Source organism: Nocardioides caricicola (assembly GCF_039541135.1).
Lineage (GTDB): Bacteria > Actinomycetota > Actinomycetes > Propionibacteriales > Nocardioidaceae > Nocardioides > Nocardioides caricicola.
This window is the reverse complement of the sequence record NZ_BAABFQ010000007.1, coordinates 256,946-277,931: the sequence shown is the minus strand read 5'-3', so window position 1 is coordinate 277,931 and position 20,986 is coordinate 256,946. Positions and strand designations below refer to the sequence as shown.

Sequence of the window (20,986 nt, the reverse complement as noted above, 5' to 3'; positions counted from 1 at the left end):
TCAGCGGCCCTGCCGCAGGGTCTCGGAGGGCGACCGCCCGAACGTACGCCGGTAGTCCTGCGCGAACCGGCCCGCGTGGGTGATTCCCCAGCGCAGCGCCACGTCCGTCACGGTCACGCCCTCGCCGCCCGCGACCAGCTCGGCGTGCACCCGGCGCAGCCGCGCCGAGCGCAGGTAGGCCATCGGGGTGGTGTCCAGGTGCGACTGGAACGCCTCCTGCAGGGCGCGGACCGAGACCCCGACGGCCTCGGCGACGTCGGCGGTGGTCAGCGGCTCGGCGCAGTGGTCCTCGATCAGGTCCATGGCCCGCCGCAGGGCACGCGGGTACGCCTTGCTGCTCTGCTCGTGGAGCAGGTCGGAGTGCGCGCCGGTGTGCACCGACAGCAGGCTGTCGATGATGGCCAGCTCGAGCGACGCCGACGCCAGGGGTGACTGGCTGATCGGCCCACCGGCGCTCAGGTCGGCGACCACGGTGTCGACGAGGGAGCGCCAGGTCCGCCCGCCGGGGCTGGTCAGGTCGAAGGCCAGGTCGAGACGCAGCGGGCGGCGCACGGGCGCGCCGGTCGCCAGGGCGAGGCGGGACTCGAGGAGCTCGCGCTCGACGCGGAAGACCAGCCGGGGGTTCGGAGCGACGTACCGCATCGAGGTGTAGCCGGTCGTCACCGCCGCCATCGTCGGGGTCGCGATCACCGCGTGCGGACCGCTCTGGATCAGGGTGCGACCCGCGAGCGGGATCTGGACCAGCACCGGGTCGCCGAGGTCGGCGGTCTCCAGGATGTCGCCGCCGTAGTCGACGTAGTGGAACGCGCTCCCGCTGAGCCCGGCGCGGTGGTGGACCACGTCGATGTGCCGGGTCCGGCCGAGCAGCTCGAACCGGTGCGGCGACAGGGAGGCGCCGACCCACGCCCGGACCGCCTCGACATCAGTCGTCCGAAATCCCGGCTTGGAGGCCAGCGGAATGGTCGCGACGGACATCCAGCCTCCCCGGGGGTGCAGGTCGGGCGAGTATGTCACCGGGCGGGGCGCCGTGTTCGCGGTTCTGCCGCGTTCACCGGATAGCGACCGCGCTGCGCGGATTTCGCGGCCGCGCCCCGCGGTCCTACCGTGGGGCGGGGACATGCACCGTTCATCTCGGGAGACGACATGGAGATCTACGCCGAACCGACCGCCGACGAGCTGGTCGCTGAGCACCTGACCCTCGTCGACGAGCTCGTGTGGGAGATGACCCGCGGCTCGGCCGCGGACCTCGACCGCGACGAGCTGCGGCTGGTCGGCCGGCTCGCGCTGGAGCGCGCCGCCGAGGCGTGGGAGCCCGAGACGCGGGCCCCGTTCGCCCAGGTCGCGAGCGTGTGGATCCGGACGGCGCTCTCCGACGAGCTGCAGGCTCTCGAGTGGATGGCCTGCTCCTCGCGTCGTGGTCCCGGGCTGCGTGCCGAGGTGCGTCTGGCCCGTGCGATCGCCGTGCTCCCCGCCCGGCTGCGCGTCGTGGCGGCGACGTACTTCCTCGAGCACCGGCCGATGGACGAGGTCGGCTCCGAGCTCGGCCTGACCCACGAGCAGGTCCTCCGGCTGCGCGCCCAGGCGCTGGTGCTGATCCGCGAGTCGCTCTCCGAGGCGCTCGGGTCGCGGCGTCTGGGCCTCGCCCGGTCGGCGTGACCCAGATCTCTAGACCTAAAACGTCCGAAAACGCTCCGTTCCGCTCTTCCGGCCGGTAGAGTCTGCGACGAACCGCTGGGGACCCGAGACCCCGGCGGTTCTTCCATTTCCGGGAGCTACCCGTTCACCGGCACCAGCACGTCGTGCGCGAACCGCTCCATGCCGTCGATCTTCTGCTCCACGGTGCAGTCGAGACCGTGGTAGTACGCCCACGGCATCGTCCAGCAGTCGGTGATCCCGCCGGCCTCGGCGCGCTGGAAGTGCTCGGGCAGGAACGCGTCCTTGAGCGCGGTGATCACCGAGAACTCACCCTCGGCCCCGACCTCGCGGCGCACCTCGGCGATGCGCGCGGCGATCTCGATCGCCTCGTCGGTGGTGTACATGTCGCCCACCCAGCCGTCGTGGCGCGCGGCGCGGCGGAAGGCGATCTCCGACAGGCCGCCGACGAGGATCGGGATCCGGCCGGGAGGCGTCGGCTCCATCACCAGCCGGGGTGCGGTGTAGAACTCGCCCTCGAACTCCGTCCAGCCCGGCTTCCACAGCTCCGCCATCAGCGCGAGCGCCTCGTCCGTACGCCGGCCGCGGGTGTGGAAGTCCTGGCCGAGGAGCTCGAACTCCTCTCGGCACCAGCCGATCCCGACGCCCAGGCTGACCCGCCCGCCGGACAGCACGGCCGCCGTACCGACGCTCTTGGCGACCTGGAACGGGTTGCGGATCGCGGGGACGTAGACCGACGTGAAGAACTGCAGCCGGGTCGTCACCGCTGCGAGCGCGCCGATGAGGACCCACGGGTCCGGCCAGGCCGCCGAGGAGTCCCAGCGCCGGGAGCCGTCGGACGTGTACGGGTACGGCGTGGCCAGCTCCTCGAGGTCGACGACGTGGTCGGGCACCGCCATCGAGTGGTAGCCGAGCTGGTCGGCCGCGCGGGCCAGGGCGGGCAGGTGGTCGACCGGCTGGAAGGCCGTGCTGATCGAGAAGCGCACGCGGCCAGCCTAGCGGCGAACTAGAACATGTTCTCGTTCTTGGCGCGACCCGTTTGCGAGGTGCCCCCCTGGGGTACCCCCGGGTCGGCCGCGGCGCCGATGAACTCACGCAGGCATCGGCACCGCGGCCCTGGTGTCTCGGGGTGCTCCTAGGTGAAGAGGCTGACGCCGCCCGGACCCACGAGGAGCCCCACGACGATGAGCACGATCCCGAACAGCACCTGGCCCTTGAAGAGCTGGACGATGCCGCCGATCACGAGGATGACGGCCAGGATCCACAGCAGAAACGCGAACACGAGTCCCTCCCTTTCAGTTGTCAGGAAGGACTTACCCGGATCGGGCGGGGTTCACTCGTTCTCGACGATGTGGACGGCCGCCTCCTCGGCCGAGGCCGCGCCGTCGTCGATGCCGACGTCGTCGGCCAGGAAGTCGTCGCCGCCCGCATCGCCGACCAGCCGGCCGGCGCGCCGGTCACCGACCTGGTCGTCCTCGGGGAGCTCGGCGCTGTCGTCGTAGGGGTCGACGTCGGGCTCCTCCTGGCCGATGCGCTGGTCGATGGTCTCGCGGTGCTCCTCCTCCCAGGGCGTGTTGCCGTAACCCTGGCCGGCCGACCACTTCTCCGGCGGCGAGTAGCCGCGGTCCAGCTCGTCCTCGACGTCGCTGTCCCCGAGGTCCTCGAGATTGCCGGGCTGGTCCTCGTCGTCGACGCTGTAGTCGCCGTAGATCTCCTGGTCGCCATCGCCATGACTCATGCGGACGACGGTACCCGCCCGTTTCGGGTGAGATGCGAGCGGCCGGGCCGTTCGACCCTTGCATGAGCGGTCGCCGACTGGAGACGGTGGGTGCATGGCCGATGACCTCGCAGTCCTTGACCGGTGGTGGCGCGCAGCGAACTACCTGTCGGTCGGACAGATCTACCTGATGGACAACCCGCTGCTGCGCGAGCCGTTGCTTCCCGAGCACGTGAAGCCCCGTCTCCTCGGGCACTGGGGCACCACCCCGGGGCTGACCTTCATCTACGCGCACCTGAACCGCGCGATCATGCAGCGCGGGACGGAGATGCTCTACATCACCGGACCGGGCCACGGCGGGCCGGGCATGGTGGCGGCGTCGTACCTCGAGGGCACGTACTCGGAGGTCTACCACGACATCGGGCTGGACGAGCGCGGGCTGCGCCGGCTGTTCACGCAGTTCTCCTTCCCGGGCGGCATCCCCAGCCACGTCGCACCCGAGACGCCGGGCTCGATCCACGAGGGCGGCGAGCTGGGCTACGCGCTCTCGCACGCGTACGGCGCCGCGTTCGACAACCCGGACCTCGTGGTCGCGGCGGTCGTCGGCGACGGCGAGGCCGAGACCGGCCCGCTGGCCACCAGCTGGCACGGGACGAAGTTCGTCGACCCGCGCCGCGACGGCGCGGTGCTGCCGATCCTCCACCTCAACGGCTACAAGATCGCCAACCCGACCGTGCTCGCGCGGATCCCCGAGGACGAGCTGCTCTCGCTGATGCGCGGGCACGGGCACACGCCGTACGTCGTCGCCGGCAGCGATCCGGCCCAGATGCACGCGGACTTCTCCGGGACGCTCGACCGCTGCCTCGACGAGATCGCCGACATCCAGGGCGAGGCGCGCGCGTCGTCCGGACCTGTCACCCGGCGGCCGTGGCCGATGATCGTGCTCCGCTCACCCAAGGGCTGGACCGGCCCGAAGGAGGTCGACGGCAAGCGGATGGAAGGGTTCTGGCGCTCCCACCAGGTGCCGTTCGCCAACGCCCGCGAGGACGACGCGCACCGCAAGGTGCTCGAGGAGTGGATGCGCAGCTACGAGCCCGAGTCGCTGTTCGACGAGGCCGGTGCGCCGGCCGCGGACATCGCGGCGCTGCACCCCGACGGCACGCTGCGGATGAGCGCGACCCCGCACGCCAACGGCGGCCTGCTGCTCCACGGCCTGCACATGCCGGACTTCCGCGACTACGCGGTCGAGGTGAAGGAGCAGGGGACCGGAGCCGTCGAGGCGACCCGGGTGCTCGGCGGGTTCCTGCGCGACGTGATGGCGCAGAACATGCACAACTTCCGGATGTTCGCGCCGGACGAGAACTCCTCGAACCGGCTCCAGGACGTCATGGAGGTCACGAACCGGACCTGGAACGCCGAGATCGAGGAGTACGACGACCACCTCGCGCCGGACGGCCGGATCATGGAGATCCTCTCGGAGCACACCTGCCAGGGCTGGCTGGAGGGCTACCTGCTCACCGGCCGGCACGGGCTGTTCTCCTGCTACGAGGCGTTCATCCACCTGGTCGACTCGATGTTCAACCAGCACGCCAAGTGGCTGGAGACCACGCGCAAGATCGAGTGGCGCCGCCCGATCGCGTCGCTGAACTACCTGCTCACCTCGCACGTCTGGCGCCAGGACCACAACGGGTTCTCGCACCAGGACCCGGGCTTCATCGACCACGTCGTGAACAAGAAGGCGAACGTCGTCCGCGTCTACCTGCCGCCGGACGCCAACACCCTGCTCTCGGTGGCCGACCACTGCCTGCGCAGCAAGCACTACGTGAACGTGATCGTGGCGGGCAAGCAGCCGGCGCTGCAGTACCTGTCGATGGACGACGCGATCGTGCACTGCACTAAGGGCCTGGGCATCTGGGAGTGGGCGTCGAACGACGTCGACGGTCCCGACGTCGTGATGGCCTGCGCCGGCGACGTCCCCACGATGGAGACCCTGGCCGCGGTCGCGCTGCTGCGCGAGCACGTGCCGGACCTGAAGATCCGGCTGGTCAACGTCGTCGACCTGATGCGCCTGCAGCCGCAGTCCGAGCACCCGCACGGGCTGTCGGACGCCGACTTCGACGCCCTGTTCAGCGCCGACAAGCCGGTGATCTTCGCCTACCACGGCTACCCGTGGCTGATCCACCGGCTGACCTACCGGCGCACCAACCACCACAACATCCACGTGCGCGGCTACAAGGAGGAGGGCACCACGACCACGCCGTTCGACATGGCCGTGATGAACCACATCGACCGCTACAACCTGGCCATCGACGTGCTCGACCGGGTGCCGCGGCTGGCGTCCACGTCGGCCCGCGCGCGCGAGCTGTTCAGGAACCAGCTGATCCGGCACCGGCAGTACGTGCGGACGCACGGGGAGGACCTGCCGGAGATCCGGGACTGGCAGTGGAGCCCTGCGCCCGGCCCGGAGGTCACGACCTCGTCGCCGGAGCGCAACGCACCGGAGGGCTGAGCCGGGTCGGGTCAGCGCACGCCGTACGTCGTCGTGCGCTCGACGACGGGACGGCCGATGCCGGCGCCGATCTCCACGAGCTCGGCGACGGTCTTGGCCGACCCGTGCTCGGAGCCGGCCATCCGCGAGATGGTCTCCTCCATCAGCGTGCCGCCGACGTCGTTCGCGCCGGCCTGCAGCATCGCGCGGGTGCCGTCGACCCCGAGCTTGACCCACGACGTCTGGATGTTGGGGACCCGGCCGTGCAGGAGGATCCGTGCCATCGCGTGCACGGCAAGGTTGTCGCGCAGGCTCGGGCCGGGACGGGCGACGCCGGCCAGGTAGATCGGCGACGAGGTGTGCACGAACGGCAGCGGCACGAACTCGGTGAACCCACCGGTCTCGTCCTGGATCCGGCTCAGCACCCGGAGGTGGTTGACCCAGTGCCGCGGGTTGTCGACGTGGCCGTACATCATCGTGCTGGTCGTCGGCAGCCCCACCCGGTGGGCGGTGGTGACGACCTCGATCCAGGTGCGGGTCGGCAGCTTGCCCTTGGTGAGCACCCAGCGGACCTCGTCGTCGAGGATCTCCGCCGCCGTGCCGGGCAGGGAGCCGAGCCCGGACTCGCGCGCCTTGATGAGGAAGTCCTCGATGGACAGGCCGGTGCGCGCGACGCCGTTCACGACTTCCATCGGGGAGAACGCGTGGACGTGCATCTCCGGGACCCGCTGCTTCACGGCGTTGACCAGGTCGAAGTACGCCGTCGCCGGCAGCTCCGGGTCGATCCCGCCCTGCATGCAGACCTCGGTGGCGCCGAGGTCCCAGGCCTCCGCGGCCCGGTCGGCGACCTCGTCGAGGGACAGCGAGTACGCGTCGGCGTCGGTGCGCCGCTGCGCGAACGCGCAGAAGCGGCAGCCGACGTAGCAGACGTTGGTGAAGTTGATGTTCCGGTTGACGACGTAGGTGACGTCGTCGCCGACGGTCTCGCGGCGCAGGTCGTTGGCCAGCCGGCACACCTCGCGCAGCAGGTCGCCCTCGGCGGTCATCAGGGTCAGCGCGTGCTCGTCGGACAGGTTGCCCGGGTCCTTCTCGGCGGCCTTGAGCGCGGCGACGCCGTCGGTGGTCGAGCCCGTCGAGACCCCGGTGTGGGAGGCGGCCTCACGGATCGAGTCCCAGTCGCCGTACACGTTCGCGAAGTCCGAGCGCCGGTCCTCGGTGCGGCCCCCTCCAGGTCCTTCCCGGTCGACCGCCGCGAACAGGTCGGTGCGGCCGACGCTCGCGAACCCGCCGTCCGGCTCCTGCCACGGCAGGCCGGTCGGGCGTACGCCGGGTCTGGCGAGCCCGTCCTCAGTGGCGAGGGCGGCGACATGGCCGGAGACCCGCGGGTCGAGCCAGGGCTCACCCTGGCGGACGTACTCGGGGTGCACGGTGAGCCGCGCCCTGAGCTCGAACCCGCAGCTCGCGGTGATCTCGCGGAGCCGCTCGAGGGACGGCCAGGGCCGCTCGGGGTTGACGTGGTCCGGCGTCAGCGGGGACACCCCGCCCCAGTCGTCCACGCCGGCGCCGAGCAGCGCCCGGCACTCCTCGAGGTCGACGAGGTTGGGAGGTGCCTGCACGCGGGCCTTCGGGCCGAGCACGATCCGGGTGACGGCGATCGCGGCGCGGTACTCGTCGAGGCCGAGGTCGTCGGTGTGCCGCATCGCGGTGTCGGGCTTGGCCCGGAAGTTCTGGACGATGACCTCCTGCACGGAGCCGAACGCGCGGGAGACCTGGCGCAGCGCGAAGATCGTCTCGGCCCGCTCGGTGAGGTCCTCGCCGATCCCGACGAGCAGGCCGGTGGTGAAGGGGATCGAGAGCCGGCCGGCGTCCTCGAGCACCCGCAGCCGGACCGCGGGGTCCTTGTCGGGGGAGCCGAAGTGCGCCTCGCCCTTGGTCTCGAACAGCCGGCGCGAGGTGGTCTCAAGCATCATCCCCATCGACGGCGAGACCGGCTTGAGCCGGTTCATCTCCTCCCACGACATCACGCCGGGGTTGAGGTGGGGGAGCAGCCCGGTCTCCTCGAGCACGCGGACCGCCATCGCCCGCACGTAGGCGAGCGTCGAGTCGTAGCCCTGCTCGTCGAGCCAGGCCCGGGCCTCGGGCCAGCGGTCCTCGGGGCGGTCGCCGAGGGTGAACAGCGCCTCCAGGCAGCCGAGCTCGGCGCCCTGCCGGGCGATCTCGAGGATCTCGTCCGGGGACAGGTACATCGCGTGACCGGCACGGGTGAGCTGCCCGGGCGACTCGACGAAGGTGCAGTAGTGGCAGCGGTCGCGGCACAGCTTGGTGACCGGGATGAACACCTTGGGCGAGTACGTCACGACCGGTCGCCCGTCGACGGCTCGGCCGGCGGCCACCAGGCCCGCGTCGCGGACCTTGGCCGCGGCCGCGGTCAACCGGTCCAGGTCCTCGCCGGTGGCAGCCAGCAGGGCGGTCGCCTCCGGCACGTCCAGGGCGGCCCCGCGCTCGGCGCGCGCCAGAGCGCGACGCACCTGCTGCGGAGTGGGCTGCTCACTCATTCCCACAGGCTAGCCAGCCGCCCCCGGTCGGGAGCGGCTGGCCACCTGTTGGTCAGGTCACACCGACGCGGCCTCGGAGACCTGCTCGCGCTCGGGGTCCTTCGGCGGCACGACCGGCGGCTTGCGGTCGAGCGCGCTCGGCCACCAGATCTTGCCGCCGAGGTCCAGGTTGATCGCCGTGACCAGCACCGACCGGACGATCATCGTGTCGAGCAGGACGCCGAGCGCGATCGTGGTGCCGATCTGCAGGGCGAACGTCAGCGGCATCGTCGCCAGCGCCCCGAAGGTCGCCGCGAGCACGATGCCCGCCGCGGTGATCACGCCACCGGTCGAGGCGAGCGCGATCAGCGAGCCGCGCCGCGTCCCGTTGCCGACGGTCTCCTCCCGGACCCGGGTCATCAAGAAGATGTTGTAGTCGATGCCTAGGGCGACCAGGAACACGAACGCGTACAACGGGAAGCCGGGGTCGGTGTTCGGACGGTCGAAGACCAGGTCGAACACCACGCCCGAGATGCCGAGCGCGGCGGCGAAGGACAAGATCACCGTGCCGATGAGGATCAGCGGCGAGGCGAGCGCCCGCAACAGCCCCATCAGGATCAGCATCACCGCGAGCAGCATGATCGGGATGACGACCTTGTTGTCGCGGGCCGAGGCCTCCTCGACGTCGATGGTCACCGCGGTCCAGCCGCCCACCAGGGCGTCGGCGCCCTCGACGGAGTGCACCGCGTCGCGGACCTCGTGGACCGCCTCGATCGACGCCTGGTCGAGCGGGTCGGCGGTCAGGTTGGCGAGGATCAGCGACGTGCCGTCCTCCTCGGCGACGATCGCGGGCTCCTGGATGCCCTCGATGCCGGCCATCGACTCGACGACCGCCTCGGCCTGGTCGGTGTTGGCGACGACCTGGACCGGCGAGCTCGCGTCGACGAGGCCGTGCTCGACGAGGATCGCGTTGCCGTCGACCGACTCGACCTCCTGGCCGGCGACGTAGGTTTCGTCGTTCGGGATGCCCGAGGTGTCCAGGCGCAGGGCGCCGAGCGCGACGATCAGCAGCGCGATCGTGGTGAAGATCCAGACCACGCGGGGACGCGGAGCGATCCGGTTGCCGGTGCGGGCCCAGAAGCCGGACTCGGTCGGCTCGTCGCTGCCGAAGCGCGGGATGAACGGCCAGAAGACCCAGCGGCCGCAGATGACCAGCAGCGCCGGGAGCAGGGTCACCATCACGACGAACGTCACCGCGACGGCGACCGCGTTGGCCGGGCCGAGGCCGGCGGTCGAGTTGAGCTCGGCGAACATCAGGCAGAGCAGGCCGACCACGACGGTCGAGGCGCTGGCGAAGATCGCCGGGGCGGCGCGGTGCAGTGCGAACGCCATCGCCTCGTGCCGGTCCTCGTGGCGACGGAGCTCTTCTCGGTAGCGCGCGACCAGCAGCAGGGCGTAGTCCGTGCCCGCTCCGATCACCAGCACGGTCATGATGAACTGCGTCTGGCCGTTGATCGTCATGTCGGCGTACTTCGCCAGCAGGTACAGCAGGCCCATCGCGATCCCGAGGCTCACGACCGCGCAGAAGATCGGGAGTGCCCACAGCACCGGGCTGCGGTAGCTGACGAGCAGGATCAGGATGACCGCGCACAGCGTGATCAGCAGCAGCCGGCCGTCCATGCCCGCGAAGGCCGCCGCCTGGTCGGCGGTGGTGCCGCCGGCACCCGCGACGTACACCTCGACCCCGTCGATGGAGGCGAGCTCGCTGACGTCGTCGCGGACGCCGGGCATGTCCTCCCAGAGCTCGTCACCGCGGTTGATCGTGAAGTCCAGCTTCGCGACCTGGCCGTCCTCGGAGACGTACGGCGCGGGGATGCCCTGCTCCTCGGCGGTCTGCGGGGTGATGACGTTCGAGACGCCCTCGATCTCCGCGATCTCGGGACCGTGGGACTCGATCTCCGCGAGGTCCTCCTCGGTGAGGCCGGACTCCTTGTAGTAGACGATCGTCGTCACCAGGTCGTTCGGGTCCTGGAACGCCTCCAGCTCCTTGATCGCCTGGGTCGACTCGGCGCTCTCGGGCAGCCACGACTCGGCCTCGTTGTTCTGGACGCTGGTGAGCTTCCCGGCGAGGGGCGCCAGGAGCATCGTCACGACGATCACGGCCGCGAGGACGATCCACTTCGTGATGCGGCCGGTGAGCTTGCCGGCGATCTGGATGTGCATGACGTAACTCTCTCAGTGAGCGGGGACAGCGGGCATCGGGGTTTTCCCCTAGTCCGACCTCGTCGCCGAGCCGAAGTCATCGGACGCTCTACGTCGAACCGGGGAGACCGTGTTCGACACGCAACCAGGATGTCAGGTCAGATCCTGACCGCTAGTGGATTTCGACCCTGGTCACGCAGCCCGCTTCCGCTCCCACCGGCCGACGCCGACCATCACCAGCAGGGCGACCGCGGCGCCGGCGATCGCGTCGATGACGTAGTGCTCGGCGAAGTAGGTGAGGGCCAGCGACATCGCGAGCGGGTAGAGGAGCAGCAGCCAGCGCCAGGGGGAGCGCAGCCGCGTGATGAACCAGAACGCCACCAGGAAGGCGATGCCGGCGTGCAGGGAGGGCATCGCGGCGACCTTGTTGCCCATGCCGAACATGACCATCGTCTGGCGGTGCAGGTCGGTGCCGAGGAACTCGATGTCCGCCCAGCCGCGGCGGGTGATCCGGGCGACCGGGTCGAGGTAGCCGTCGCGCGCGGCCATCCAGGGCGGGGCCATCGGGTAGACGATGTAGATCGCCAGACCGCAGAACAGCAGCGTGATGTAGCGCCGCAGCCAGCGCACCCACTCGAGCCGGTCGCGCACCCACAGGACGCCGGCCAGCGTCAGGGCGACCAGGAAGTGGGAGGCGTACACGGTCGTGAAGACGGCGTCCCACCAGCGTGGCGGCAGGTCCCGGGTGCACGGGTCGCCGCACCACGCCTCCTGCAGCCACACCGTGGGCGTCGTACCCCCGAACAGCCACTCGTCGACCCGGATCGGCATGGAGTAGTGCGGCGCGATCCCGATCTCGTCGACGAGGCCGCGCACCAGCCAGTAGACGACCAGCAGCAGCAGCGGCTTCCACCAGTCCTTCCAGAACTCCCAGGGGTCCGCGAGCCCGTTCCACGCCAGGGTCGCGACCCAGATCCACAGGATCACGCCCGCCGGGTCGTTCGGGATCCCGACGAACCAGCTCCAGGCCAGCAGGGCCACGGCGTAGACCGCCATGGCGCGCGCACGACGGCTCACCGCTCGTCGCTCCGGTAGATCGTCCAGTCGCCGGCGGTGGTCGCCGCGGTGTAGTGCTCGGCCATGATCCGGTCAGCGGCCTCGGCGTCGACCCCCCAGGTGTCGAGGGAGGTCCCGGCGACGATCAGCCAGGTCGGCCGGTCCGGGGAGGACAGCAGCGAGCCGAGACGGGTCAGCTCGGGGTCGTGCACACGCACGGGCAGGCTCCAGAGGTCGGGGTAGGGGGAGGGCAGGCCGGTCGCGCGCAGGATGTTCGCGCCGCCGAACGCGACCAGGCCGGTGTCGCCCGGCTCGACGTGCGCGTCGAGCCACGCGACGGCGGGCGCCTCGGGCCGGTCGATCGGCCGGACGAGCACCCAGCACAGCGCCGCGGCGGTCGAGACCGCGCAGACGGCGTACGCCGCGCGCAGCAGCCGGTCGGTGCCGGGGGCGGCGGCGGTGAGCAGCACCAGGCCGGGCACGAGACCCATGAGGTAGTGCAGCCAGTAGCTGCCGCCCGCGAGCACGACGACCAGCTCCCACGTGAGCACGGCGAGCGCCGGCCAGAGCAGGGTGGAGCCGCGGACCCGGCGGACGAGGGCGACGACGAGCAACGGCGCGCCGGACGCGAGCAGCGCGACCAGCAGACCCCGGAGACGCGCGGTCGTCGAGTCGGTCGCGGACGACGCGATCACCGAGGCGGCGTCGCCGCGGAACACGACGACCGCGTCCCACAGGTCCACGGGGTCGGTGCCACGCCACCACGCGAGCAGCACCGCCAGCGCGACCGTGGCGACCGCGGCCGCCGCGACCACGCCGAGCGCGGCGAAGCGCCTCCGCGTCAGCAGCAGCACGGCGGCCAGCACGAACACGTCGAGCAGGCTCTGCTTGACCAGCGCGCCGCACGCGCCCAGCACGCCGGCGAGCAGCGCCCAGCGCTGCCAGGCGTCGGACCGCGCGGCCATGAGCACCGCCGCGCACCCGCCGACGAGGAACGGCAGGCCGAGCAGCTCGCCGTTGACGACGGTGCCGCCGAACAGTGGTGTCGCGACCAGGACGGCTGCGGTCAGGGCCGGCAGCACCGGCGACACCTCCGCCGCGCGGCCGACCGCCCCGGCGAGCAGCACGGTCGCGGCGACCGCCACGACGCCGATCAGGCGCAGCGACCACGGCGTACCGCCGAGCCAGTCGGCCAGCGAGAACAGCGCGATCAGCAGCGGGGGCCGGTCGACGAAGTAGTCGCCGTACAGGGACGTCCCGTCCGACCACTGGCTGCCCAGCATCAGGAGCCCGCCCTCGTCGGGGCTCAGCGATCGTCCGGCGAACGGCAGCCAGACGGCACCGGCCAGTACCGCGAGGGCGGTGACCCGCTCCCAGGGTGACCGCAGCACGCGGTGACCCTATCGGTCTCCTAGCCGTACAGGCGGTCCACCACGTCGGCGTACTTGGAGTTCACGACCCGGCGCTTGAGCTTCAGCGTGGGGGTGAGCTCGTCGGACTCCGCGGTCCACTCCACCGGCAGCAGCTCGAACGCCTTGACCTGCTCGGGGCGCGACAGCCGCTCGTTGGCGGTGTCGACGGCCTGCTGCACTGCCGCGAGGATCTCCGGCTTGCGGGCCAGGTCGGCGAGGTCGGTGAACTCGATGCCCATCTGCTGCGCCATCAGCGGGGCGATCTCGCCGTCCAGGGTGAGGACGGCGACGACGTACGGCCGGCTGTCGCCGATCGCCATGGCGTGCCCGATGAGCGGCGACTCCTTGAGGTAGTTCTCGATGTTCGACGGCGCGATGTTCTTGCCCGCGGAGGTGATGATCAGCTCCTTCTTGCGGTCGACGACCGAGAAGAACCCGTCGTCGTCGAGGGTGCCGATGTCGCCGGTGTGCACCCAGCCGTCCTCGTCGATGAGCAGCCGGGTGGCGTCCTCCTGGCGGTGGTAGCCGGGCGTGTTCACCGGGCCGCGCACGAGGATCTCGCCGTCCTCGCCGAGCTTGACCTCCATGCCGGGGTTGGCCTGGCCGACGGTGCCGAGCTTGAACGCGCTGGGCCCGTTGGCGGTGACCGCGCCGCACGTCTCGGTCATGCCGTAGACGTCGTACACCTTGAGCCCGAGGCCGGCCATGAACCTCGCGACGTCGATCGGCATCGGCGCCGCGGCCGAGCCGGCCCAGGTGACCTGGTCGAGGCCCAGCAGCAGCTTGAGGAACCCGAGGATCGCCTCGTCGGCCTTCCGGTACGCCTCCTCGATCTCCGGCGTCATCGTGCCGCCGACCTCCTGCGCCTCGACCCAGGCCAGGCCGGCCGCCATCGAGTCCTCGACCAGTTTGCGGTTGGCGGGGTCGGGGTCGGCCGCGAGCTTCGCGGAGACACCGGTCTTGATCTTCTCCCACACGCGCGGCACCCCGAAGAACGCCGTCGGGTGGACCTCGCCGAGCGCGCCGAGCAGCTGCGCCGGGTCGCCGATCGCGTACATGTGGCTGCCGGTGATCTGCGGGCCGTAGAGCCCGAGCACCCGCTCGGCGATGTGCGCGAGCGGCAGGTAGCTCACCGAGCGCTGCGGATCCATCAGGCCGGCCTTCTCCTGCGTGGAGAGGGCCTCGTACAGGACGTTGTGGTGGGTCAGCACGACGCCCTTGGGGTTCCCGGTCGTCCCGGACGTGTAGAGGATCGTGGCCGGGTCGTCGGGGTCCAGCTCGGCGGCGCGCGCCTCGACGACGCCCGGGTTCGCGGCGCGGTACGCCGCGCCCGCGGCGATCAGGTCGGCCCAGTCGTCGTCGATCATCACGACCCTCTTGACGCTGTCGATCTCCTCCAGCGCCCGCGACCAGCGCGCCCGGTGGTCGTCGGTCTCCAGGAACACCACGGACGGCTGGGCGTGGCCGGCGACGTACGCGACCTGGTCCGGCGACAGCGTGTTGTAGATCGACATCGGCGTCGCGGCGGCGTGCACGGCACCCATGTCCGCCAGGTAGTGCTCGATCCGGTTCGTCGCCATGATCGCGACGGTGTCGCCCTTGGCGACGCCGAGCTCGATCAGCGCGGCGGCCAGGTCGAGCGCCCGCTCGCTGGTCTCGCGCCACGTGAGCGTGCGCCACGCCTCGCCCTCGGGTGCGTTCAGCTTGTCGGAGTACGCCGGTTCGTCGGCGTACTGCGCGACGGTCTCGGCCATGGCGTCGACGAGGGTGCGTCCCTCGATCATGGCCTGGATGCGGTCACGTTCGGCTGCGATGGTGGGCTCGACCTGTGTCATGCGTCACAGCCTCGCCGATCGGGGCGGCGGAGGCCAGCGTAACTTCGAAGAACCTCGCGTCGTTCCACCGGCATGATCTGGGTCTACGCGCTGGTCTTCATGTTCCTGTGCCTCGCCGCCATCGAGTGGACCTCCCGGCCGCGCAAGCGCGCCAAGGACGACCCCAGCCCGGAGCTGGAGCAGCGGATCCCCCAGCCGCGCAAGCCGACCGGGGACCGCACCGTCAACTACACCCGCCGGACCCGCTAGACCCCGAGGCTGCGGCCGATGATCTCCTTCTGGATCTCGGTCGTGCCGCCGTAGATCGTCTGGATCCGCCCGTCCGTGAACGCCTTCGCGATCGGGTACTCCAGCATGTAGCCGTACCCGCCGTGCACCTGGACGCCGGCGTCGGTGACCTGCTTCTGCAGCTCGGTGGTCCACCACTTCGCCATCGCGGCCAGCGACGGGTCGACCTCGCCGGCGTTGAGCTTGAGGATGCAGTCGTTGACGAAGACCCGCGCGACGTGGGCGTGCGTGGCCATCTCCGCGAGCACGAACCGGGTGTTCTGGAAGGACCCGATCGGCTTGCCGAACGCGGTGCGCTCCTTGGCGTAGGACAGCGACAGCTCGAGGACGTTCTCGATCGCGGCGACCGCCATGGCGGCGATCGAGATCCGCTCCTGGGGCAGGTTCATCATCAGCGAGATGAAGCCGGACCCCTCCTCGCCGAGCAGGTTCTCCTTCGGGACCTCGACGTTGTCGAAGAACAGCTCGGCGGTGTCCTGGGCCTTCATGCCGACCTTCTCGAGGTTGCGGCCGCGCTCGAAGCCCTTCATGCCGCGCTCGACCACGAGCAGGCTGATGCCCTTGTGGCCGGCGTCCGGGTCGGTCCGGCAGACGACGATCACCAGGTCGGACATGATCCCGTTGCTGATGAAGGTCTTGGAGCCGTTGAGCACGTAGTGGTCGCCCTTGTCGACGGCCGACGTGCGGATGCCCTGCAGGTCGCTGCCGGCGCCGGGCTCGGTCATCGCGATCGCCGAGATGATCTCGCCGCTGACCAGGCCGGGCAGCCAGCGCTGCTTCTGCTCCGGCGTCGCGAGCTGGGAGATGTAGGGGACGATGATGTCGCTGTGCACGGGGAAGCCCGGGCCGCTCGCGCCGACGCGGGCCAGCTCCTCGGCGACGATCGTGTTGTAGCGGAAGTCCTTGACCCCGGCGCCGCCGTACTCCTCCTCGACGTCGAAGCAGAGCAGACCCGCCTCGCCGGCCTTGAGCCAGACCTCGCGGCTGACCTGGCCGTCCTTCTCCCACTGCTCGTGGTGGGGGACGACCTCCTTCTCCATGAAGGCCCGCACGCTGGTGCGGAAGTCCTCGTGCTCCTGCTCGTAGATAGAGGGTCGTGCGGTCATCAGGACACCCACTCCTTGATCTGAGAGATGGTCGCGGCCGGGTCATCGGACGCGGGTACGACGGACAACGTGGTGACGCCGGCCTCCTGGAAGGCGGCCAGGCGCTCCTTGACGTACGACTCGGGGCCGACGAGGTTGCCCGCCTCGAGCCACTCGGTCGGGACCAACGCCGCGGCCTCGTCCTTCTTGCCGTCGAGGTAGAGGTCCTGGATCTTCGTGGCCTCCTCCTCGTAGCCGTACTGGCAGGCGAGGTCGTTGTAGAAGTTCTTGCCGCGCGCGCCCATCCCGCCGACGTACAGCGCGTACATCGGGCGCACGAAGTCGAGCAGCGCCTTGGTCTCCGGCCCCTCGCCGATCGCGACCATGCCGCCGGCGCTGATCTCGAGCGGAGCGAGGTCGGCGGACCGCTTGGCCGCGCCCTTGGCGAGCGCCTCGCCCCACACGGACTGGGCCTTCTCGGGGTAGAAGAGGTGCGGCAGCCAGCCGTCGGCGACCTCTGCGGTCATCGCGACGTTCTTGTCGCCGAGCGATGCGACCCACAGCGGGATGCTGGAGCGCTCGGGCTTGGTCAGCAGCTTGAGCGGCTTGCCGAGGCCGAGGCCCTGGTCGGCCGGCAGCGGCAGCGTGACGATGCCGTCGTGGACGAGGGGCTCGCGGCGCAGGCCCATCCGGATGATCTCGATGACCTCGCGGGTCCGGCCGAGCGGCTTCTCGTACGGCAGGCCGTGGAAGCCCTCGATCACCTGCGGGCCGGACGCGCCGAGGCCGATCACCGCGCGTCCGCCGGACACGTTGTCGAGGCCGGCGGCGGTCTGCAGCAAGGCGCCCGGCGTCCGCGAGAACACGTTGAGGATGCCGGCGCCGATCTCGATCGTCTCGGTCTTGGCGGCCAGGTAGCCCATGAGCGTGGGGGAGTCGAACCCGTAGGCCTCGGCGACCCACACGAGGTCGAGCCCGGCCTTCTCCAGCCCGATGATCTGGTCCGCGGCCTGGCGCGGGTTCCCGTCGTACATGAGCGGCATCGACAACTTCATTGTGACAGCATAACTGTCACGGTCATGCTGGGGTCAACGGGCAGTGAGGTTCGCCTCGCGCTGCTGCCGGTTCACCTGGATCACATGGTGAAGCTGCGACGCCAGCCGACGACGCCTGCGCCGGCCAGCCTCAGCCGCGTCCGTGCCAGCTGTCCCAGAGCGCGGCGTACGAGCCGCCCGCGGCGACCAGCTCGTCGTGCGAGCCGAGCTCGGCGATCTTGCCGTCCTCGACGACCGCCACCCGGTCGGCGTCGTGCGCGGAGAAGAGCCGGTGCGCGATCGCGATCACGGTGCGGCCCTCGAGCACGGCGGCCAGGGACCGCTCGAGGTGGCGGGCGGCGCGCGGGTCGATGAGCGACGTCGCCTCGTCGAGCACCAGCGTGTGCGGGTCGGCGAGGACCAGGCGGGCGAGCGCGATCTGCTGCGCCTGCGGCGCGGTGACTGCGCGGCCCCCGGAGCCGACGACGGTGTCGAGGCCGTCGGGGAGCAGGTCGACCCAGTCCAGGGCGTCCACGGCCCCGAGGGCCGAGCGGACGTCGTCGTCGCTGGCGTCCGGGCGCGCGAGGATGAGGTTCTCGCGCAGGGTGCCGACGAACACGTGGTGCTCCTGGGTGACCAGCGCGACGTGCCCGCGCAGGTCGTCGAGCGGGAGCTCGACCAGGCCGACCCCGCCGACGGTCACCGCCCCGGTGCGCGGCGGGTGGATGCCGGCGAGGAGCCGGCCGAGCGTGGACTTGCCGGCGCCGGACGGGCCGACCATCGCGATCCGCTCGCCGACGGCGAGCGACAGGTCCACGCCGTGCAGGACGTCGCGGCCCTCGACGTACGAGAACCGCACGTCCTCGGCGTCGAGCTTCTCGCCGACCGGCTCGCGCCCGGAGACCTCGCGGTCGTCGGGCACCTGCGCGACGCCGAGCAGCCGCGCCAGCGACGCGGCGCCGAGCTGGAGCTCGTCGAGGATCGACACGATCCGATCGACGGGGTCGATGAGCATCTGCACGTACAGCGTCGCGGTCGTGACCGCGCCGAGCGACACCTCGCCCTGCGTGTAGAGGTAGCCACCGAAGAGCAGCGTGAGCACGGTGGGGACCAGGTAGCTGATCTCCATGCTCGGGAAGAACACCGTGCGCAGGTAGAGCGTGTAGCGCTCCGCGCGGTACGACGCCGCGATGTCGTCGTCGGCAGCGGCGATGCGGCGTCGGCCGAGGCCGAGCGCCTCGACCGTGCGCGCGCCCTCGACGGTCTCGGTGAGGGTCGCGTTGATCTGGGAGTACGTCGCGCTCTCGCGGAGGTAGCCGTCCTTGGCGCGCTTGAGGTACCACCGCAGGCCGAACACCAGCGGGGGAGCGCCGATCAGGCACGGGATCGCGACCCACCAGCCGACGCTCAGCGCGGCGACGAACGTCACGACGGCGGTGATCACCGCGATCGTCCACTCCGGCAGCGCCATCCGCACCGACCAGCCGAGCTGGTCGACGTCGCGGCTGGTGCGGGTCAGCAGGTCACCGGAGCCGGCGTCCTCGACCACGCCCACGGGCAGCGCGAGCGTGTTGTCGACGAAGTCCTCGCGCAGCTCGGCCAGCACCTGCTCGCCGAGCACCTGGCTGAGGTAGCGCGCGAAGCGGGTGAGCACGGTCTGGGCGACCAGGAACGCCGCGAGCAGGGCGATGATCTTGTCGACGTGGCCGGTGGTGGTGCCGTCCTCGACCGCCTGGACCAGCGCGCCGAGCAGGGCCGGTGCGGCCAGCGCGGTGAGCGCGGCGGCGATGTGCAGCGCGAGCGCGCCGTACAGCATCCTCGGGTGGCGACGGGCCAGCGCGGCGACGTACGAGCGCACGGCGCGGCCGTCGGCGACGGGCAGGTGGGTGTTCACTGCGCCACCTCGCTGACGGCCAGCTCCGGCTCCGACTCGCGGGTCACCACGCGGCGGTACGCCGGGTTCGCGTCGAGCAGGTCGGCGTGCGTGCCGGTCGCCGCGATCCGGCCACCGTCGAGGAAGGCGACCGTGTCGGCGGCGTCGAGCATCAGGGGGCTCGAGGTCGTCACGACCGTGGTGCGCCCGGCGCGGTGCTCGCGCAGCCGCGCCGCGATCCGGGCCTCGGTGTGCGCGTCGACGGCGGAGGTCGGCTCGACGAGCACCAGGATCTCGGGGTCGAGCGCGAGCGCCCGGGCGAGCACCAGTCGCTGCCGCTGGCCACCGGAGAAGCTGCGGCCGCGCTCGGCGACGAGGGTGTCGAGCCCGTCGTCGAGGGCCTCGAGGATGTCGCCGGCGGAGGCGGTCTCGAGCGCGCGCCGGACGTCACCGTGGCCGGTGAGGTCGAGCCCGTCGCCGAGGCGCCCCGAGAAGAACAGTGCGGCGGTGTCGGAGACCACGACCCGCTCGCGGACCTCGGTCGGGTCGAGCGAGGTCAGGGGCACGCCGCCGAGGCTGACCTCGTCGTCGACCGAGGCGGCGGCCATGCCGAGCCGGTCGGCCAGCTCGGCGGAGTCGTCCGGCTGCTCGCTGACGATCGCGGTGAGCCGGCCCGCGCGCACGACCAGCCCGGTGCGGGCGTCGGCCAGGTCGGAGCCGACGGCCGGCGAGGCGGCCGGCTCGGTGGGAGCGGACACCTCGGGCTCGAGCGCGAGGACGCGGCAGATGCGGGCCGCCGCGACCCGGGCGCGGATGACCTTGTTGGCGTACTCGGTCGCGGTGCGCAGCGGGATCATGAGGAACGCGGAGTAGCCGTAGAACGCGACCAGCTCACCGGGGGTGATCGTGCCCTCGACGGCGTACCGCGCGCCGATCCAGACGACGACCACGACGAAGAAGCCCGGCAGGAAGACCTGGAGCGCGTCGAGCACCGACTGCAGCTTCGCGACCTGGACGCCGGCGGTGCGCGTGGTCTGCGACTCGCGGCGGTAGCGGTCGGCGAAGACCTGCTCGCCGCCGATCCCGCGCAGCACGCGCAGGCCGCCGACGATGTCGCTGGCGGTGTTCGAGAGGTCGCCCATCAGGTGCCGCTGGTGCCCGCTGCGGCGCTGGAGGGCCGGCAGCAGCGGGGCGACGCCGAGCATGAGGAGCGGGACGCCGATCAGCACGACGAGACCGAGGGTCACCGACGTGTGCAGCAGGATCGCGGCGACCACGAAGAACGAGACGATCGCGCCGGCGAAGCGCGCGGACACGTCCATGACCTGGCCGATGTGCGAGAGGTCGTTGGTGCCGATCGCGACGACCTCGCCGGTGGAGACCTTGCGCGGCAGGGTGCCGCCGAGCCGCACGGCCTGGCGGGTGACGAGCTGGACGACGCGGTACGCCGAGATCAGCCAGTTGGTGACCGCGAAGCGGTGCCGCATGATCCCGGCCGCCGCCTGCACGAGCCCGATGCCGAGCAGCACGAGCGCCCACTCGAGGAGCCGGGCGCTGTCCTTGGCGGCGACGCCCTGGTCGATCGCCTTGCCGATGACCGCGGGCATCACGGCCTGGGCGCACATCCAGACGATGCCGAAGCACATGCCGCCGACGAGGGTGCGCCACTGCTGCCCGGCCATCCACCACAGGAACCGTCCGGGCGAGCCGTGGGCGGCGGTGCCGGGGTGGTCGTGGGGGAGCTGGTGCACCGCCCCACGCTACGAAGCCAGACGGTTCGGTGGCGAATCGTTTTCGCGGTGACCGTGG

Annotated in this window: 16 protein-coding genes; 3 read left to right on the top strand and 13 right to left on the bottom strand. The window is 71.2% G+C overall.

Going from position 1 to position 20,986, the window contains the following annotated elements:
- The gene (locus ABD875_RS15370; protein ID WP_345179122.1) at positions 1-975 is read right to left on the bottom strand and encodes an AraC family transcriptional regulator; all 975 of its coding nucleotides are present in this window, start codon (positions 973-975) and stop codon (positions 1-3) included.
- A gap of 168 nt (positions 976-1,143) precedes the next feature.
- On the opposite strand from ABD875_RS15370, the gene ABD875_RS15365 reads away from it, so the two are divergent.
- A complete protein-coding gene (locus ABD875_RS15365) occupies positions 1,144-1,656 on the top strand; it encodes a hypothetical protein (protein ID WP_345179115.1) in 513 nt (170 codons plus the stop codon).
- Between the two features lie 116 nt (positions 1,657-1,772).
- Here the strand turns inward: ABD875_RS15365 and ABD875_RS15360 are convergent, their stop codons facing one another.
- The 3 genes from ABD875_RS15360 to ABD875_RS15350 all read right to left on the bottom strand — a co-directional run bounded on the left by ABD875_RS15360 (position 1,773) and on the right by ABD875_RS15350 (position 3,391).
- Entirely contained in the window at positions 1,773-2,639 is an 867-nt protein-coding gene (locus ABD875_RS15360; RefSeq protein ID WP_345179105.1) for a TIGR03619 family F420-dependent LLM class oxidoreductase, read from the bottom strand.
- Between the two features lie 149 nt (positions 2,640-2,788).
- On the bottom strand, positions 2,789-2,935 hold the full coding sequence (locus ABD875_RS15355; protein ID WP_345179098.1) for a GPGG-motif small membrane protein: 147 nt from the start codon (positions 2,933-2,935) through the stop codon (positions 2,789-2,791).
- A 51-nt stretch (positions 2,936-2,986) separates the two neighbouring features.
- The gene (locus ABD875_RS15350; RefSeq protein ID WP_345179094.1) at positions 2,987-3,391 is read right to left on the bottom strand and encodes a DUF5709 domain-containing protein; all 405 of its coding nucleotides are present in this window, start codon (positions 3,389-3,391) and stop codon (positions 2,987-2,989) included.
- A 94-nt stretch (positions 3,392-3,485) separates the two neighbouring features.
- On the opposite strand from ABD875_RS15350, the gene ABD875_RS15345 reads away from it, so the two are divergent.
- Positions 3,486-5,879, top strand: a complete 2,394-nt coding sequence (locus ABD875_RS15345; RefSeq protein ID WP_345179091.1) for a phosphoketolase family protein — start codon at positions 3,486-3,488, stop codon at positions 5,877-5,879.
- A gap of 11 nt (positions 5,880-5,890) precedes the next feature.
- Here ABD875_RS15345 and ABD875_RS15340 read toward each other — a convergent pair whose 3' ends face one another.
- From ABD875_RS15340 to ABD875_RS15320, 5 genes are all read right to left on the bottom strand, one after another.
- On the bottom strand, positions 5,891-8,413 hold the full coding sequence (locus tag ABD875_RS15340) for a bifunctional FO biosynthesis protein CofGH (RefSeq protein WP_345179087.1): 2,523 nt from the start codon (positions 8,411-8,413) through the stop codon (positions 5,891-5,893).
- A 57-nt stretch (positions 8,414-8,470) separates the two neighbouring features.
- Entirely contained in the window at positions 8,471-10,615 is a 2,145-nt protein-coding gene (locus ABD875_RS15335) for an MMPL family transporter (RefSeq protein ID WP_345179074.1), read from the bottom strand.
- A gap of 171 nt (positions 10,616-10,786) precedes the next feature.
- Positions 10,787-11,671: a phosphatase PAP2 family protein gene (locus ABD875_RS15330; RefSeq protein ID WP_345179067.1), complete on the bottom strand. Its 885-nt coding sequence runs from the start codon at positions 11,669-11,671 to the stop codon at positions 10,787-10,789.
- A complete protein-coding gene (locus ABD875_RS15325) occupies positions 11,668-13,041 on the bottom strand; it encodes a hypothetical protein (protein WP_345179064.1) in 1,374 nt (457 codons plus the stop codon). The genes ABD875_RS15330 and ABD875_RS15325 overlap by 4 nt, the downstream gene beginning before the upstream one ends.
- A gap of 20 nt (positions 13,042-13,061) precedes the next feature.
- Entirely contained in the window at positions 13,062-14,897 is a 1,836-nt protein-coding gene (locus tag ABD875_RS15320; RefSeq protein ID WP_345179062.1) for an AMP-dependent synthetase/ligase, read from the bottom strand.
- 72 nt (positions 14,898-14,969) lie between these two features.
- On the opposite strand from ABD875_RS15320, the gene ABD875_RS15315 reads away from it, so the two are divergent.
- Complete coding sequence (locus ABD875_RS15315) at positions 14,970-15,146, top strand: hypothetical protein (RefSeq protein ID WP_345179057.1); 177 nt, start codon at positions 14,970-14,972, stop codon at positions 15,144-15,146.
- Here the strand turns inward: ABD875_RS15315 and ABD875_RS15310 are convergent.
- The 4 genes from ABD875_RS15310 to ABD875_RS15295 all read right to left on the bottom strand — a co-directional run bounded on the left by ABD875_RS15310 (position 15,143) and on the right by ABD875_RS15295 (position 20,928).
- Positions 15,143-16,291: an acyl-CoA dehydrogenase family protein gene (locus ABD875_RS15310; protein WP_345179050.1), complete on the bottom strand. Its 1,149-nt coding sequence runs from the start codon at positions 16,289-16,291 to the stop codon at positions 15,143-15,145. The genes ABD875_RS15315 and ABD875_RS15310 overlap by 4 nt on opposite strands.
- Positions 16,291-17,325, bottom strand: coding sequence for an LLM class F420-dependent oxidoreductase (locus tag ABD875_RS15305; RefSeq protein ID WP_345179032.1), 1,035 nt, complete (start codon positions 17,323-17,325; stop codon positions 16,291-16,293). The genes ABD875_RS15310 and ABD875_RS15305 overlap by 1 nt, the downstream gene beginning before the upstream one ends.
- A gap of 130 nt (positions 17,326-17,455) precedes the next feature.
- Positions 17,456-19,198: an ABC transporter ATP-binding protein gene (locus tag ABD875_RS15300; RefSeq protein WP_345179026.1), complete on the bottom strand. Its 1,743-nt coding sequence runs from the start codon at positions 19,196-19,198 to the stop codon at positions 17,456-17,458.
- Positions 19,195-20,928 (bottom strand): ABC transporter ATP-binding protein, encoded by a 1,734-nt coding sequence (locus ABD875_RS15295; protein ID WP_345179019.1) that lies wholly within the window; start codon positions 20,926-20,928, stop codon positions 19,195-19,197. The genes ABD875_RS15300 and ABD875_RS15295 overlap by 4 nt, the downstream gene beginning before the upstream one ends.
- Positions 20,929-20,986 lie beyond the last annotated feature (58 nt).

Bases quoted from the DNA above. Each gene is read 5' to 3' on its own strand.
- ABD875_RS15310 (WP_345179050.1), bottom strand. From the start codon at position 16,291: ATGACCGCACGACCCTCTATCTACGAGCAGGAGCACGAGGACTTCCGC.
- ABD875_RS15365 (WP_345179115.1), top strand. From the start codon at position 1,144: ATGGAGATCTACGCCGAACCGACCGCCGACGAGCTGGTCGCTGAGCAC.
- ABD875_RS15340 (WP_345179087.1), bottom strand. From the start codon at position 8,413: ATGAGTGAGCAGCCCACTCCGCAGCAGGTGCGTCGCGCTCTGGCGCGC.
- ABD875_RS15345 (WP_345179091.1), top strand. From the start codon at position 3,486: ATGGCCGATGACCTCGCAGTCCTTGACCGGTGGTGGCGCGCAGCGAAC.
- ABD875_RS15305 (WP_345179032.1), bottom strand. From the start codon at position 17,325: ATGAAGTTGTCGATGCCGCTCATGTACGACGGGAACCCGCGCCAGGCC.
- ABD875_RS15335 (WP_345179074.1), bottom strand. From the start codon at position 10,615: ATGCACATCCAGATCGCCGGCAAGCTCACCGGCCGCATCACGAAGTGG.
- ABD875_RS15370 (WP_345179122.1), bottom strand. From the start codon at position 975: ATGTCCGTCGCGACCATTCCGCTGGCCTCCAAGCCGGGATTTCGGACG.
- ABD875_RS15320 (WP_345179062.1), bottom strand. From the start codon at position 14,897: ATGACACAGGTCGAGCCCACCATCGCAGCCGAACGTGACCGCATCCAG.
- ABD875_RS15350 (WP_345179094.1), bottom strand. From the start codon at position 3,391: ATGAGTCATGGCGATGGCGACCAGGAGATCTACGGCGACTACAGCGTC.
- ABD875_RS15315 (WP_345179057.1), top strand. From the start codon at position 14,970: ATGATCTGGGTCTACGCGCTGGTCTTCATGTTCCTGTGCCTCGCCGCC.